This window comes from Nesterenkonia halotolerans, from assembly GCF_014874065.1.
In the GTDB taxonomy this organism is placed as follows: Bacteria; Actinomycetota; Actinomycetes; order Actinomycetales; family Micrococcaceae; genus Nesterenkonia; species Nesterenkonia halotolerans.
The window spans coordinates 670795-684109 of sequence record NZ_JADBEE010000002.1 but is presented as its reverse complement, the minus strand read 5'-3'; the positions used below and the strand labels follow the sequence as shown (position 1 = coordinate 684109).

The 13315-nt window shown below is 68.0% G+C and carries 15 protein-coding genes; 6 read left to right on the top strand and 9 right to left on the bottom strand.

The features are described 5' to 3' along the window. The first annotated feature begins 3 nt into the window (after positions 1-3). A complete protein-coding gene (locus H4W26_RS13370; protein WP_192592684.1) occupies positions 4-960 on the top strand; it encodes a lysylphosphatidylglycerol synthase transmembrane domain-containing protein in 957 nt (318 codons plus the stop codon). Positions 961-1138: 178 nt separating this feature from the next. Here the strand turns inward: H4W26_RS13370 and H4W26_RS13365 are convergent, their stop codons facing one another. Continuing rightward, entirely contained in the window at positions 1139-1600 is a 462-nt protein-coding gene (locus tag H4W26_RS13365) for a (deoxy)nucleoside triphosphate pyrophosphohydrolase (protein ID WP_192592683.1), read from the bottom strand. An 11-nt stretch (positions 1601-1611) separates the two neighbouring features. After that, the gene (locus H4W26_RS13360) at positions 1612-2133 is read right to left on the bottom strand and encodes an SRPBCC family protein (protein WP_225940034.1); all 522 of its coding nucleotides are present in this window, start codon (positions 2131-2133) and stop codon (positions 1612-1614) included. Positions 2134-2299: 166 nt separating this feature from the next. Between H4W26_RS13360 and H4W26_RS13355 the strand changes: the two genes are divergently transcribed. Continuing rightward, entirely contained in the window at positions 2300-2932 is a 633-nt protein-coding gene (locus H4W26_RS13355; RefSeq protein ID WP_192592682.1) for a YitT family protein, read from the top strand. 16 nt (positions 2933-2948) lie between these two features. On the opposite strand, the gene H4W26_RS13350 is transcribed toward H4W26_RS13355, so the two are convergent. The 3 genes from H4W26_RS13350 to H4W26_RS13340 all read right to left on the bottom strand — a co-directional run bounded on the left by H4W26_RS13350 (position 2949) and on the right by H4W26_RS13340 (position 7284). Beyond that, positions 2949-3878, bottom strand: a complete 930-nt coding sequence (locus H4W26_RS13350; RefSeq protein WP_192592681.1) for an aldo/keto reductase — start codon at positions 3876-3878, stop codon at positions 2949-2951. A gap of 132 nt (positions 3879-4010) precedes the next feature. Then, positions 4011-6221 carry a catalase gene (locus H4W26_RS13345; RefSeq protein ID WP_192592680.1) on the bottom strand — a complete coding sequence of 737 codons (2211 nt, stop codon included), beginning with the start codon at positions 6219-6221 and terminating at the stop codon, positions 4011-4013. Positions 6222-6372: 151 nt separating this feature from the next. Continuing rightward, complete coding sequence (locus H4W26_RS13340; protein WP_318779890.1) at positions 6373-7284, bottom strand: NADP-dependent oxidoreductase; 912 nt, start codon at positions 7282-7284, stop codon at positions 6373-6375. 75 nt (positions 7285-7359) lie between these two features. Between H4W26_RS13340 and H4W26_RS13335 the strand changes: the two genes are divergently transcribed. Beyond that, the gene (locus tag H4W26_RS13335; RefSeq protein WP_192592678.1) at positions 7360-8169 is read left to right on the top strand and encodes an aldo/keto reductase; all 810 of its coding nucleotides are present in this window, start codon (positions 7360-7362) and stop codon (positions 8167-8169) included. Positions 8170-8246: 77 nt separating this feature from the next. Further along, positions 8247-9365, top strand: coding sequence for a glutamate--cysteine ligase (locus tag H4W26_RS13330; protein WP_225940147.1), 1119 nt, complete (start codon positions 8247-8249; stop codon positions 9363-9365). Here H4W26_RS13330 and H4W26_RS13325 read toward each other — a convergent pair. Together H4W26_RS13325 and H4W26_RS13320 are read right to left on the bottom strand one after the other, a co-directional pair. Beyond that, positions 9362-10297: an aldo/keto reductase gene (locus H4W26_RS13325; RefSeq protein ID WP_192592676.1), complete on the bottom strand. Its 936-nt coding sequence runs from the start codon at positions 10295-10297 to the stop codon at positions 9362-9364. The two genes, H4W26_RS13330 and H4W26_RS13325, sit on opposite strands and share 4 nt — an antisense overlap. Before the next feature lie 42 nt (positions 10298-10339). After that, positions 10340-11107, bottom strand: a complete 768-nt coding sequence (locus H4W26_RS13320; protein ID WP_192592675.1) for a sulfite exporter TauE/SafE family protein — start codon at positions 11105-11107, stop codon at positions 10340-10342. Between the two features lie 24 nt (positions 11108-11131). Between H4W26_RS13320 and H4W26_RS13315 the strand changes: the two genes are divergently transcribed. Then, on the top strand, positions 11132-11848 hold the full coding sequence (locus tag H4W26_RS13315) for a maleylpyruvate isomerase family mycothiol-dependent enzyme (protein WP_192592674.1): 717 nt from the start codon (positions 11132-11134) through the stop codon (positions 11846-11848). A 61-nt stretch (positions 11849-11909) separates the two neighbouring features. Beyond that, positions 11910-12584, top strand: a complete 675-nt coding sequence (locus H4W26_RS13310) for a hypothetical protein (protein ID WP_192592673.1) — start codon at positions 11910-11912, stop codon at positions 12582-12584. 27 nt (positions 12585-12611) lie between these two features. Here the strand turns inward: H4W26_RS13310 and H4W26_RS13305 are convergent, their stop codons facing one another. Both H4W26_RS13305 and H4W26_RS13300 read right to left on the bottom strand, forming a co-directional pair. Beyond that, on the bottom strand, positions 12612-13001 hold the full coding sequence (locus tag H4W26_RS13305; RefSeq protein ID WP_192592672.1) for a VOC family protein: 390 nt from the start codon (positions 12999-13001) through the stop codon (positions 12612-12614). Beyond that, positions 12998-13279: an ArsR/SmtB family transcription factor gene (locus H4W26_RS13300; protein ID WP_192592671.1), complete on the bottom strand. Its 282-nt coding sequence runs from the start codon at positions 13277-13279 to the stop codon at positions 12998-13000. The genes H4W26_RS13305 and H4W26_RS13300 overlap by 4 nt, the downstream gene beginning before the upstream one ends. Positions 13280-13315 lie beyond the last annotated feature (36 nt).

Below are 13315 nucleotides of genomic sequence, written 5' to 3'. Positions count from 1 at the left end.
ACCGTGAGCAGCCCCGCCGCCACCCGCGCACCACGGAGCCGCGTGGCCTTCTTCGCCGTGCTGCAGGTGGCGGTGACCGTCGGAATCTTCGCGATCCTCGCCAACGCCTGGGGCATCACGCCGTTCATCGACGCGTTCCGGATGCTTCCCTGGTGGAGCTTCCCCGCCGCCGCTGTCCTGGGCGGCCTCGGGGTGCTGACCCAGGCCCTTCGGTGGCGCGTGATCGCCGGGCACCACGACATCGTCGTGAGTCTCGGTCCCGCGGTCGCACGGTGCTGGCAGGCTGCGTTCCTCAACGGCGTGCTGCCCGGTGGTCTCGCCGGGGATGCGCTGCGCGCCGCCGATGACAGCAGCGACGCGGATGTCGCAGCGGGCCGCAGCGCGCTGGGCCGAGCTTTCGCCTCGATGGCCGCCGAGCGACTCACCGGCACCGCGGTGGCCTTCGGCGCCGCCGGGCTGGCCCTGCTGGCCGTGGCTCCGCTCTTCGGGGTGGCCGCGCTCGGTGTCGCGGCGCTCGCGGTCGCCATCGCTTGGCGGTGGCTGAGGCCGCTCTCGCGCGGGGAGCTCACCCAGGTCGTGCTGCTCTCAGCGGTGGGCTGGGCCGCCTTCGCGGCGCTGTTCACGCTCACCATCGGCGCCGTCTCCCCCAGCGTTCCGCTCGCATGGGCTCCGGGACTGGCAGCCATTGCCATCGCCGGCATGTCAGTGCCGCTGGGCTTCGGCGGCTGGGGGCCCCGCGAGGCCGCGGCCGCCTGGGCCTTCTCCCTCGCCGGACTCGCGCCCCATCTGGGAGTCACGGCGTCGGTCAGCTACGGGCTGCTGGCGCTGGCCTCCACCCTTCCCGGCGCCGTGATCCTGGCGCTGCGGGCGCTTCCCCGGGTGAACCAGGCGCGGCGTGCCAGAGCGGAGCGTCACTCGCGGCAGGCAGCGAAGCACGAGCCCATCGAACCTGCGTTCTGACAGTTTTCTCACAGGAATCAGGACTAGAACATAGCTTCGATAAACAAGTCTGGACACTTGCAGGTGCGTAGAATAGGTGTTCTAATAGCTTTGCGCGATGGGAAGCGCGATGCGCGCGGAGGCCCTCCTCACTGCTTCTGCGCGCATCTCCCCCATGCTCATAGCTCAGGGTCGTCGCTCAGGCGGTCGTGTCTTTGAGAATCTGTTCCACGATCGGTCGATCGGCGGGAATCCAGGGGTAGTCCCGGAGACGATCCGTCACCGGCACCCAGTCCACGCGATCATGGTCCTGCAGCGGGAACGGCTCGCCCTCGAGCACCTGCCCGCGGAACAGCCGCATCGCCGTCGTCTCCTTCAGCCGCCACCCTGCCTCCGGGTGGAATTGGGGATGACCAGCGGCACTGACCTCCTCATGGAGGTCCACCGTGACGCCCAGCTCCTCGAGAAGCTCACGGTGCAGACCCTCATGCAGGGTCTCCCCCGGTTCGAGCTTGCCGCCCGGAAACTCCCACATCCCCGCCACCGACTCCGGGGAGGTGCGGCGGGCGATGAAGAGCTCGACCTGACATCCCGGGCGACGGCGCAGCAGAGCGGCCGCGACGACGGTCTTGGTGAATTCGGTGGTGGTCTGGCTCTCCATGGAGCACAAGCTTAGGCGGAGGCCTCCACCACAGCCTTCAGGCGCGCGACGGAGCGAGCCAGCATCGCTGAGGTCGTGGACTTCGCCCGCGCCATGCGCTCCTGATCATGGAGCTGGGACCAGTCATAGGTGTGGGTGACCTCGGTGGCGCCATCCTCAGTGGCTGCCAGCGCCCAGCGCCACAGGTGCCCGGCGGGGGCTTCGCCCATGGTCGAGGGCTTCCACGCAATGAGCTCTCCCTCCAGGAACTCCACCACATGGTTCTCCCGAACCTTGCCGTTGGTCAGCGCCATGGTGAAGATGTCCCCGACGCCATGGACGCGCTGCCCCTGCTCGGCGGCCGAGAGATTGTCATTGCCGTCGAACTCGACCTGCAGGGCAGGATCGGCGAGGAACTCGAAGACCACCGCAGGGATCGCCCGGATGACATCCCGGGAGCAGACCACGCGTCCGCAGTGCTCGGGGTCATAGGCGAGGTCTTCGGCGCCGTTCTCACCGAACTGAGCCGCGTGGGCAGGAGTCATAGGAGCCATGGCGCTGTCCTCGATTCGAAGTCTGGAAGCTTCAGCTTACGCCGGAGAAGTGCCGGTGCGTCCAGCATGTCGGTGCCTCCAGGTCCAGTTCGGCGCGGCGTGAGAGTGATCACTTCTCACGGTGGACCGGAAGGCCGCGGGATGGCGCGGCTATAAGCTGACGCTCATGTCCGGATCCAAGAACATCCCCCCATGGCCCGAGGACACCACCATCCCGCATTCTCCGGCGGAAGATGTCTTCGGGGTGCTGATCGGCACGTTTCTCGCCTCGCTGGGGCTCTACGTGCTCCAGCAGTCCGAGGCCGTGACCGGAGGCACCGCCGGACTCGCGCTGCTGCTGACCTACGCCACCCCGTTGAACTTCTCCTGGCTGTTCCTGCTGGTGAACCTGCCGTTCTTCGCCCTGGCGATCTGGAAGAAGGGCTGGACCTTCACGCTGAAGACAGTCGCCGCGGTGGCCATCGTCTCCGGCTACGCGCTGCTGCACGGCCCGATGCTCTCGCTGCCTGAACTCAACCCGCTCTACGGCGTGCCGGCCGGCAACGTCCTGGTCGGCATGGGACTGCTAGCCGTCTTCCGCCACGGCGCCAGCCTGGGTGGGTTCAACATCGTGGCTCTGGTGGCGCAAGAGCGCCTCGGACTGCGCGCCGGATACGTGCAGATGGGCCTCGACGTCGTCGTCATCCTGCTCGCCCTGACCGTCGTCCCCCCGCTGAACGTGCTGTACTCCGCCCTGGGAGCGGTGCTGCTGAACCTGGTCCTGGCGCTGAACCACCGCCCGGAGCGCTACCGCGCCTGAGCAGGTCACCCGAGGGTCAGGGCAGCTTGTGCCCGGCCGCGCGGAGGAGCTCGTACCACTCAGCACGGGTCAGTCTGAGCTCGGCCCCGGCCGCGGCCTCCTCGACCCGGCCGCCCTGCGTGGTGCCGAGCACGACCTGGATGCCTGCCGGGTGACGGGTCAGCCACGCGGTGGCGATGCCCGTGGGCGTCACGGAGTATTTCTCCGCCAGCCGGGCGAGCGTGGTGTTGAGCTCGGGGTACGCAGGGTTGTCGATGAAGACCCCGTGGGGTGACTGATACGGGGACCAGGCCTGAAGGGTGATGCCGTTGCGTCGGCAGTACTCCACGATGTCGGACCCGGCGGGGGTGCTCTGCTCGGTCTGGGCCAGCGTGTTGGCCTGCATCCCCTCGGTGAGGATCGGGGCGTGCACCACGGAGAGCTGCACCTGATTCGCCACCAGCGGCTGCTGCACGGCGGTGCGGAGCAGCTCGATCTGCCCCACCGTATGGTTCGAGACGCCGAAGTGACGCACCTTGCCGGCGGCATGGAGCTCCTCGAACGCGCGGGCGACCTCTTCGGGCTCGACCAGTGGATCAGGCCGGTGCAGCAGCAGAATGTCGAGGTAGTCGGTCTGCAGCGCCTGCAGGGAGCCCTCCACCTCGGTCATGATGTGCTCGTAGGAGAAGTCGTAGCTGGGGCCGTCCTTGATGATGCCGACCTTGGACTGGATCATCACCTGCTCCCGCTCAGCGCTGGAGAGCTGCACGGCCTCGGCGAAGCGGCGTTCGCAGTGGTGCGGGCCGTCCCCGTAGATGTCGGCATGATCGAGCAGGTCCACACCTGCCTCGCGGGCGCGGGTGTAGAGCTCACGGATCTGGGCATCGGTCTTGTCATTGATCCGCATGAGCCCCAGCACCAGCTGGGAGGCGGTCAGTCCGGCGGCGGGAAGCTCGAGGGTTCTCATCTGAGCAGGATACTGCGCTGCGGCCTGAACTGGGCGTTGTCATGGCCACGCGCATCGGCCCCTCCGCAAGACGCCGAGGCGTCTCGTGAAGGGGCCGATGCGCGTCAACCAGCGCGGATCACACCGCGCGGATCAGGCGGCGAAGCGCTCCCAGGCGCGGTGCGCGCCCATGAGCGTGAACAGCTCATCCGTGAGCTTCTCCGGTGTGCCGACGAGCACGCCCGGCGCACTGGTGGAGACGCCGCTCGCGCTCAGCAGCGGGGAGCCATCGGTGAAGACCACTGCCTTGCCGTGCCGGTAGGCCTCAGCCGCCATCAGCGTCAGCCGTGGATCGACCTGCGGATCCCCGGTCGGATCGCCGAGCTTGTGATCGCCGTCGGGCGAGTCCCCGGCGGCGCCGGCAGCAGAGGCGGTGAGGAACACGATCGCGTCGAACTCGATCGAGCGTGCGGTCAGGTACGTGCGCTGCGGCGGCGTGCCGTCGGAGAGCGGCGCACCGGTGGGGGCGACCACCAGCGGCACCATGTCCTGCCCGTCGATGGCCTTGCGGACCTTCTGGACCGCTGCGACGTCGGTGGACTCATCGACGACGACGCCGACCAGCCGACCCTCGATGGGCCAGGTCTGGCCCAGCTGGGAGAGCACGGGGCTGAGCACCTCGGGCTCGACCGGCGCCTGCAGCGGCTCCGGCACGGGAAGCCCGAGACCCTCGGCCACGCCCGCCGCGAGGTCTGCATCGATGTGCGTGAGCTGCTGCAGCTGGCGCTCCTTGATCACCGGCTCGTAGCACTTGCCGAGCTCGAAGGTGTACGCCTGGATCACGTGCAGCTGCTCGGTGCGCGTGAGGCTGCGGTAGAACATCGTGACCTGGGTGTAGTGGTCATCGAAGCTCTGCGGGCTCTCGCGGATCTTCACGCTCTCGGACACCGGCTCCGGGAAGTCGATCAGCGCGCTGGGCGCACTTGCGGACTCCTCGATGTCCTTGACCGGGTACGGGTTGCCCCCGTCGAAGGAGTTCGGGTGGTACGGGGCGACGCCGGCATGGTCCGCGGTCTGGTGGTAGCCGTCGCGGAGCATGTCGTTGACCGGTGCGTGCGGCCGGTTGATCGGGATCTGGGCGAAGTTCGGGCCCCCCAGACGGGTGATCTGCGTGTCCAGGTAGGAGAAGAGCCGGCCCTGCAGCAGCGGATCGTTGGTGACCTCGATGCCGGGAACCAGGTGGCCGGGGTGAAAGGCCACCTGCTCGGTCTCCGCGAAGTAGTTCTGCGGATTGGCGTTCAGGGTCATCTTGCCGAGCATCTGCACCTCGGCGAGCTCCTCGGGCACGAACTTGGTGGGGTCGAGCAGGTCGATGCCATGGAACATCTGATCTTCGCTGTCCGGGAAGACCTGCACGCCGAGCTCCCATTCCGGGAACGCTCCGGCCTCGATGGCGTCGGCGAGGTCCCGGCGGTGGAAGTCCGGGTCCACGCCGTTGGTCATCAGCGCCTCTTCCCAGGTGATGGAGTGCACGCCGAGCTTGGGCTTCCAGTGGAACTTCACCAGCGAGGACCCACCCTCGGCGTTGACCAGCCGGAAGGTGTGGACCCCGAAGCCTTCCATCATGCGCAGCGAGCGCGGGATGCCGCGGTCGGACATGTTCCAAATGGTGTGATGCTGCGCTTCGGTGTGCAGCGAGACGAAGTCCCAGAAGGTGTCGTGGGCGCTCTGGGCCTGCGGGATCTCCCGGTCCGGATGCGGCTTGCCCGCGTGGATGATGTCGGGGAACTTGATCGCGTCCTGGATGAAGAACACCGGGATGTTGTTGCCGACGAGGTCGTAGTTGCCCTCTTCGGTGTAGAACTTGGTGGAGAAGCCACGGGTGTCGCGGACCGTGTCCGCGGAGCCGCGGCTGCCCAGCACCGTGGAGAACCGGGTGAACACCTTGGTGGTGGTCTTCTCTGCCAGGAACTTCGCCTGGGTGAGGTGGCCAGCGGTGCCGTAGGACTCGAAGATTCCGTGCGCCGCGGCACCACGAGCGTGGACCACGCGCTCCGGGATGCGCTCATGGTCGAAATGCATGATCTTCTCGCGCAGGTGGTGGTCCTGCAGCAGGACCGGGCCTCGGCTGCCGGCCTTCAGCGAGTGGTCGGTGTCGCGGACTCGGGCACCCTGGGCGGTGGTCAGGTACTCGCCCTGCTGGGCCCGGCCCGCGTCGCTGCCGGGCACCTCGGCGCCGGTCGGGCTGACCGGCGCTGCAGCACGCTGATCCTGCTTCGGAGGCAGCGGTCCACGGGGCTTCACCGGCTGCTCTGCGGCCGGCGGTTCGGCCTGGGGTGCTCCTGGGATGTGGATGTCGTTCATCGCAACTCTTCTCTGTGGTTGGCGACCATGGCTGGCCTCACAGAAGAACCGGTTGGTCCTCTCCCCCTGGGATGAGACCTCACGTGGTCAGGCTAGTACTGCTGGCGTCTCAGCGGTAGTTCACACAAGGTGGTCCACCGGATGTTCATGCTCAGCGGGTGGTGTCGATGAGTATCTTGCCATTGGAGCCGGACTGGTTGGCCTCCATCGCCGCGGCGGACTCCTCGAGCGGGAAGACGCGATCCACGTCCACGCGGAGGGTGTCGGCCGCGACCTTCTCGAGCAGGGTCCGCAGTCGTGGCCCGTCGGGGCGGACCCAGAGCCACTGGCCGCCGTGCTCCAGCACGGAGGGATCGGCGACCGAGACGTGCCGGCCGCCGTCGTCGAGGACTGCCAGCGTGTCCTCAAGGACGCCGCCGACGAAGTCGGCCACTGCGGTGACGCCGTTCGGGGCCGCCTCGCGCACCCGGTCGGTGAGGCCCTCGCCGTAGGTCAGCGGGGTCACGCCCAGTTCGCGGAGCTTCGCGTGGTTCTTCTCTGAGGCGGTGCCCAGGACCGTGGCCCCGCGCTCCACGGCCAGCTGAGCCGCGAGGTGGCCCACGCCGCCGGAGGCAGCGTGGATCAGCAGCGTGTCCGCCGAGGTGACCTCGAGGGTCTCCAGCGCGCGCAGGGCGGTCAGCCCGGCCAGCGGCAGGCCCGCGGCGGAATCGAAGTCCACGCCATCGGGGATCTTGGCCACCGAATCCGCCGGCACGGCGACATACTCGGCGTAGGTGCCGCCATGGATGAATTCCTTGCGGGCGTAGGAGGCCACACGGTCACCCACGGAGAACTCCGGCACATCTGGACCGAGCTGCTCGATCACGCCGGAGACGTCCCAGCCGGGGATGGCGGGGAAGACCACGTCCATGAGCCCGTCGAGGCCACCGGACATGACCTTCCAGTCCACCGGGTTCACGGAGGCGCGCTCGATCTTGATCAGCACGGCCCCGGGGCCCACCTTCGGCAGATCAAGCTCGCTCAGTTCAAGGGTGTTCGGTTCGCCATATTCTGAATAAGTCATTGCACGCATACTTCTGGCAACCTCCAGAAGAGCATCATCTATTCCACAGCTCGGCGATCCGCGTAGGATCGCGGCATGATCCAGCTCAACTCAGGAACGCAGATGCCCGAGATCGGTTTCGGCACCGGCAAGACCAGCACCGAGGCCGTGGTGCACGCCCTTCAGGCCGGCTACCGGCTCCTGGACACCGCACAGATGTACGGCAATGAGGCCGAGGTCGGGGAAGCGGTCAGGCTCTCGGAGGTCCCCCGCGAAGAGGTCTTCGTGACCACCAAGCTCAACAATGGCCACCATGCCCCCGCGGCCGTGCAGGAGACCTTCGCGGCCTCGCTGGAGCGCCTCGGCTTCGACTACGTCGATCTGTTCCTGATCCACTGGCCGATGCCCATGCTGGAGATCGACTACGTGGACACCTGGAAGGCCATGCTGGAACTGGCCGAGTCGGGCCGGGCCCGCGCCGTCGGCGTCTCGAACTTCCAGCCCGAGCACCTGCAGCGCCTGATCGACGCCACCGGGGTGGCGCCGGCGGTCAACCAGATCGAGATGCACCCCTACTTCCCCAATGACGAGGTCCTCCAGTACTGCCAGGATCACGGGATCGCGGTCCAGGCGTGGAGCCCGCTGGCGCGCACGGATCAGTTCGGGGAACCGATCCTGACGGAGATCGCCCAGCGCCTCGGCGTCACCCCGGCACAGGTGATGCTGCGCTGGCACCTGCAGCGCGGGGTGGTGGCCATCCCGAAGAGCAACACCCCGGAGCGGATTGCGAGCAACCGTGAGATCTACAGCTTCGAGCTCAGCCCGCAGGATATGACCGGCATCGCCAGCCTCGACAAGGGTGAGGAAGGACGCCGCGGCGGGCACCCGGACAGTTTCCGCGGCTGACCCTTCTGCGTCTCAGGGATCCGGAGTACAGTCAGCGCATCGAACCACTTTCAAGGGTGAAGGAACGGCCCGTGCGGATGTTTGGCGTTGAAGAAGAACTGCTGCTGGTGGATGCCTCCGAGCTGGAACCAGTGCCGTGGGGCTGGAAGGTGGCGCAGCGTCACGGTCCGCGACCCGAGACCGGCCATGAGATGACGGCCGAGTTCCAGCAGGAGCAGCTCGAGATCGTCTACCCTCCCCAGCTCACCTTGGATGATCAGCTCGAGTGCCTCCGGGTGGGACGGAGCTGGGCCGATGACGCGGCTTCGGCCTTCGGTGCGCGCGCAGTGGCGCTCGCTACGACACCGGGCGCCGTGACACCTCACCTGGTCCCGAACCCGCGCTTCCAACGGATCGCAGAGTGGACGGGGATCACCGCCGTCCAGCAGCTCACCGGTGGGATGCACGTCCATGTGGATGTGGCATCACGCGCGGAAGCGGTGGCGGTGCTGGACCGCATTCGCGTCTGGCTGCCCACACTGCTCGCCCTGAGCAGCAACTCCCCCTTCTGGAACGGCAGCGACACCGCCTTCCACAGCTACCGCAACCAGCTCTGGAGCAGGTGGCCCAACACAGGCCCTCCGGACGCCTTCGGCAGCATCGAGAGCTATGACCGCCAGCGAGAGTCGCTGTTGAGATCCGGGGTGCCGCTGGATGAAGGGATGCTCTACTCCGACGCCCGGCTCTGCGATCCCCACTCCACACTGGAGATCCGCGTCACCGACGTCTGCCTCTACGCGACCCACGCAGCGGTGCTCGCCGCGCTGATCCGCGCGCTGGTCGAGACCGCAGCACGCCAATGGAGTGCCGGTGCCCCGCCGCTGCAGGTGGAGACGGCCGTGCTCCGCGCCTGGACGTGGCGGGCCAGCCGCTGCGGTCTGGGGAGAGCTCTGGTGAGCCCCCACACCGGGTTTCCCGGGCCGGCCGCGGAGGTGGTCTCCGAGCTGCTGGAGATGGTGACCCCGGTGCTCGTCGAGTACGGCGAGCTCGAGCAGGTCACCGGCATGGTCGCCGAGATCCTGCGCACCGGCAACGGCGCGCAGCACCAGCGCGAGGCCTATGTCAATGCCGGGGACGTCCATGACGTCGTCGCCGCGGCCCTGTATGCGACGCACGAGGTCAGCGACAAGACCCCGGTGAACGTCGGAGAGGACTAGAAGCCGGCGGAGACTCTGCTGAGCTGCTCCGCGTCCTCCGCTGAGAGCTCGAGCCGGGCGCCGGCCAGCAGGGCCGTGAGCTGCTCGGGCGTGCGCGCACTGGCGATGGGCGCTGCGATCTGATCCCGGGAACGCAGCCAGGCCAGCGCCACGGTGGGGATCGCAACATCGTGGCGGTGGGCGATCTCGTCCAGGGTCTCCAGCACGGCGATGCCTTCAGCAGAGACGTACTTGCCCGCCATGCCTGCCCGGGCAGCACCTTCCAGGTCCTCTCGGGTGCGGTACTTCCCGGTCAGGAAGCCCGCTGCCAGTGAGAAGTACGGCACCACGGCCAGGTCTTCGGTGCGAGCCACCGCGTCCAGCTCAGACTCGTAGTCACTGCGGTTCACGAGGTTGTAGTGCGGCTGCAGCGCCACGGGCAGCGTGAAGCCTTCCCGCCGCGCGATCTCGAACCATTCACGTACACGCGCGGCGCTGTAGTTCGAGATTCCGACGGCGCGGATCGTGCCGGCCGCGACGAGCTCCTCGAAGGCGCCGACGGTCTCCTCGAGCGGGGTGTCCGCGTCGTCGAAGTGCGCGTAGTAGAGGTCGATGTGGTCGGTGCCCAGACGGCGCAGCGACGCCTCGGCGGCGGCCTTCACGTTTGACCCCGACAGTCCCTTGAACTCCGGATGCTGACTGACCTTGGTGGCCAGGACGACGTCGTCCCGCCCGCCCCGGGCCGCCAGCCACTGCCCGATGATGGTCTCAGACTCTCCCCCGCTGTTGCCCTCCACCCAGGCCGAATAGCTGTCGGCGGTGTCGATGAAGTTCCCGCCCGCGGCGGTGAAGGAGTCGAGCACCTGGAAGGAGGCGTCCCGGTCGCTGGTCCAGCCGAAGGTGTTTCCACCCAGGCAGAGTTCAAAGATGTCGGTGCCGGTGAGAGAAGTCATGGCTCCGATCCTATGCCTCACCCCGGTTCGGCTGGCCCCGCGTCAGAGCAGCAGGTTCACCGCACCGATGGCTGTGAGCACCAGGACCAGGCGTTCAAAGAGCGTCTGCGAGATGCGCTCGGCCACCCACCGCCCGATGAAGGCCGCCAGCACCACCAGCGGCACCAGCACCCCGACGATCCTCAGCGTGTCCCAATCCAGCAGACCGAGGCCGACCTGGAAGGGGACCTTCACCAGGTTCACCACGAAGAAGAAGTAGGCGGCCGTGCCGAGGAAGGTCTTCACCTCCAGTCGCATCGCCAGCATGTACATGCTCATCACGGGGCCGCCGGCGTTGGCCACCATCGTGGTGAACCCGCCGAGCCAGCCGTAGCCATAACCCGCGATCCGCCCAGGCTTCGCCGGGCCGCTTGCCTCGCCCGTTGCCGGAGCATGGGCCTTGGACTGCCCGCGTCGGCGCAGCAGCGTGAGCAGGAGCAGTCCCAGCAGGATCGCGCCGATCACCCGCCGCACCGCTCCGTCCGAGGCCAGACCGAGAAAGACCGTGCCGACGGCGACGCCTAGGAGCACCGGCCAGATCAGGCGACGCAGGATCGCCCAGTCCACGGTGCGCCGGTACATCCAGACGGCGAACAGGTCTCCGACCAGCAGCAGCACCAGCAGCGCGGCCGTGGACTCCCTGGCCGGCAGCGCCATGGCGAAGAGGACGACGGCGAGGGTGCCGCCTCCGGGCAGCGCAGTCTTGGACAGGCCCACCACCAGGGCACCCAGCCCGAGCAGCACCCAGCTGAGCGCATCCAATTCGACCATCGGGCCAGCCTATAGACTCCGCGCATGGACGATTTCGAGGAGCCCGACCATCGCGCTCGCCTGAGCGCGCTGCAGGAAGCCTTCGCGCGCCTTCTCGGCACCACCGACCCTGCGGCGCCTGTGCCGGGGTGCGGGGACTGGACCGTCCGTGAACTCGCGGAACATCTGGGTTCGGTGCACCTCTGGGCAGCCGGTCGAGTCCGCGGCGAGAAGCAGAATCCTCCCGCCACGCCCGCTGAGCTCCCCGACTCCGAGACTCTGGTCTGGCGCTACGCCGCCTGCGCGGAGGCGCTTCGGTCTGCGTTCAGCGAGGTGCCTCCGGATCACCGGTGTCGGACTTTCGAAGAGGAGGGGCCGGCGTCGTTCTGGCACCGTCGTCAGGCCCATGAGACGCTCATCCACCTGTGGGACCTCGGCCAGGCGGCGGGGGTACAGCCGCCGCCGGTGTCTGCTGCGACCTGGGCCGACTGTGTGGACGAGGTGGTGCAGGTGATGCACCCGCGCCAGCTCCGGCTGGGCCGCGCCGAGCCGCCCATGCAGGGATTCGCGCTCCACGCCGAGAATGCCGAACGGCGCTGGGTCATCCCCGGTCAGACCGGCACCGCGGAGTCCAGCCTGGTCACGGGGCCCGCTCAGGAGCTGGCTCTGCTGCTCTGGGGCCGTCGAAGCCTTCCGGGCCTTCAGGTCAGCGGAGACCCGGCCGCGGTGGAATCCGCTCTGGCCGGGTCACTGACCCCCTGAGAAGTGACCCTCGATATAGCCGCCGCCCCCCGCCCCTTCCCCGACCGGAGAGTGAGAGATCATGGCTGCACCAGCCGCCCCCGAGAGCGCCATCACCGCAAGCCTGCTCTTCGCCGTGGGCTCGGGCCGGGTGCCGAGCAACGAGGCCCCCGAGCTGCCGGCCGAGATGACGGAGACCCTGGCGAAGCTGCTGGCGCACCAGGGCGCCGAAAACCACGTGGCCCGCGTGGTGGAGGTTGTGCGAGCCGGTCTGGAGGCGGTGAACGCGGACTCTTCGCTGACCCTCTCCGCGCAGCGCTACGACACGCTGCGTCGAGAGTTCCTGGCCGAGACCGGCTCCGCAGCAGGCCGAGTCGTCTGGCCGGTGGGTTCCACGACGATCCTGAAACGCGCCGGGGGGTCGTGGAACAGCGCACTGGTCCGAACCGGTCTGGTCGCCTCCACGAAGACGCAGGCCTCAGGTTTCGGCCGGGCCCGGTTCACCGCCGAGCAGTACCGCACCGCGGTCCGCGACTTCGCCCGGGCCGCCGCGCGGAAGGGCGGCAGCACGAGCTACCAGAACTATCTGGCCTGGCGGAGGCGCAGCCAGGAGGAGGGTCGCAGCGACCTGCCGTCGGGACCGAGCCTGCGCAAAAGCTACGGCAGCTGGAGCGCCGCCCTGCAGGACGTGGAGGACCAGACACCGGATGCTGGATTGACCCCCGGGTCTGGAACGACGCCGGCCCGACAGGTCTAGGGACGCCGGGTCCCCTCTCGCGTTTTCTCAGCCGTTGTACTGGGCGATCTGCAGGAAGTTGCCGCAGGTGTCGTCGAATACGGCGATGGTGACGGGGCCCATCTCGGTCGGCGGTTGGGTGAAGGTGACCCCCTGCGCGCTCAGCCGGTCGTGGACCTCTTGCACGTTCTCGACGCCGAGCACGCACATGGGGATGCCGTCTGCCGCCAGCGCGGCGGTGAACGCCACTGCGGCGGGGTGTGACTTGGGTTCGAGCGAGATCTCTGTGGCGTCAGGCCGGTCGGGATCCACGACGGTCAGCCAACGGTGCTCACCGATCGGCACATCCGCGGTGACGGTGAAACCGAGGGTGTGGGTGTAGAAGTCAAGCGCATGCTGCTGGTCATCGACGAAGATGCTGATGGTCTGCAGTTTCATGATGCGGCCTTTCGCTGGGGCCACCGCTGGGGGATCTCGGCAAGTGGCGCCGTGTTGATCGTGTGGAGTTTGTAGCGGCCCCGGCGCTCGGTGCGCACGAGGTCAGCCGCCTCGAGGACGTCCAGGTGCTGGGAGATCGCCTGGCGGGAGGGTGTGAGATCGTGATTCATCGCGAGCCTCGTGCACAGCTCGAACAGCGTCTGCTCCTCGCGCGTGAGCAGCTCATCGAGCAGTACGCGCCGCGTCTCGTCAGCGAGAGCCTTATAGACGTCGGTCACAGCCACAACATAGGCAAGTCGCTGCTTGCATGTCAA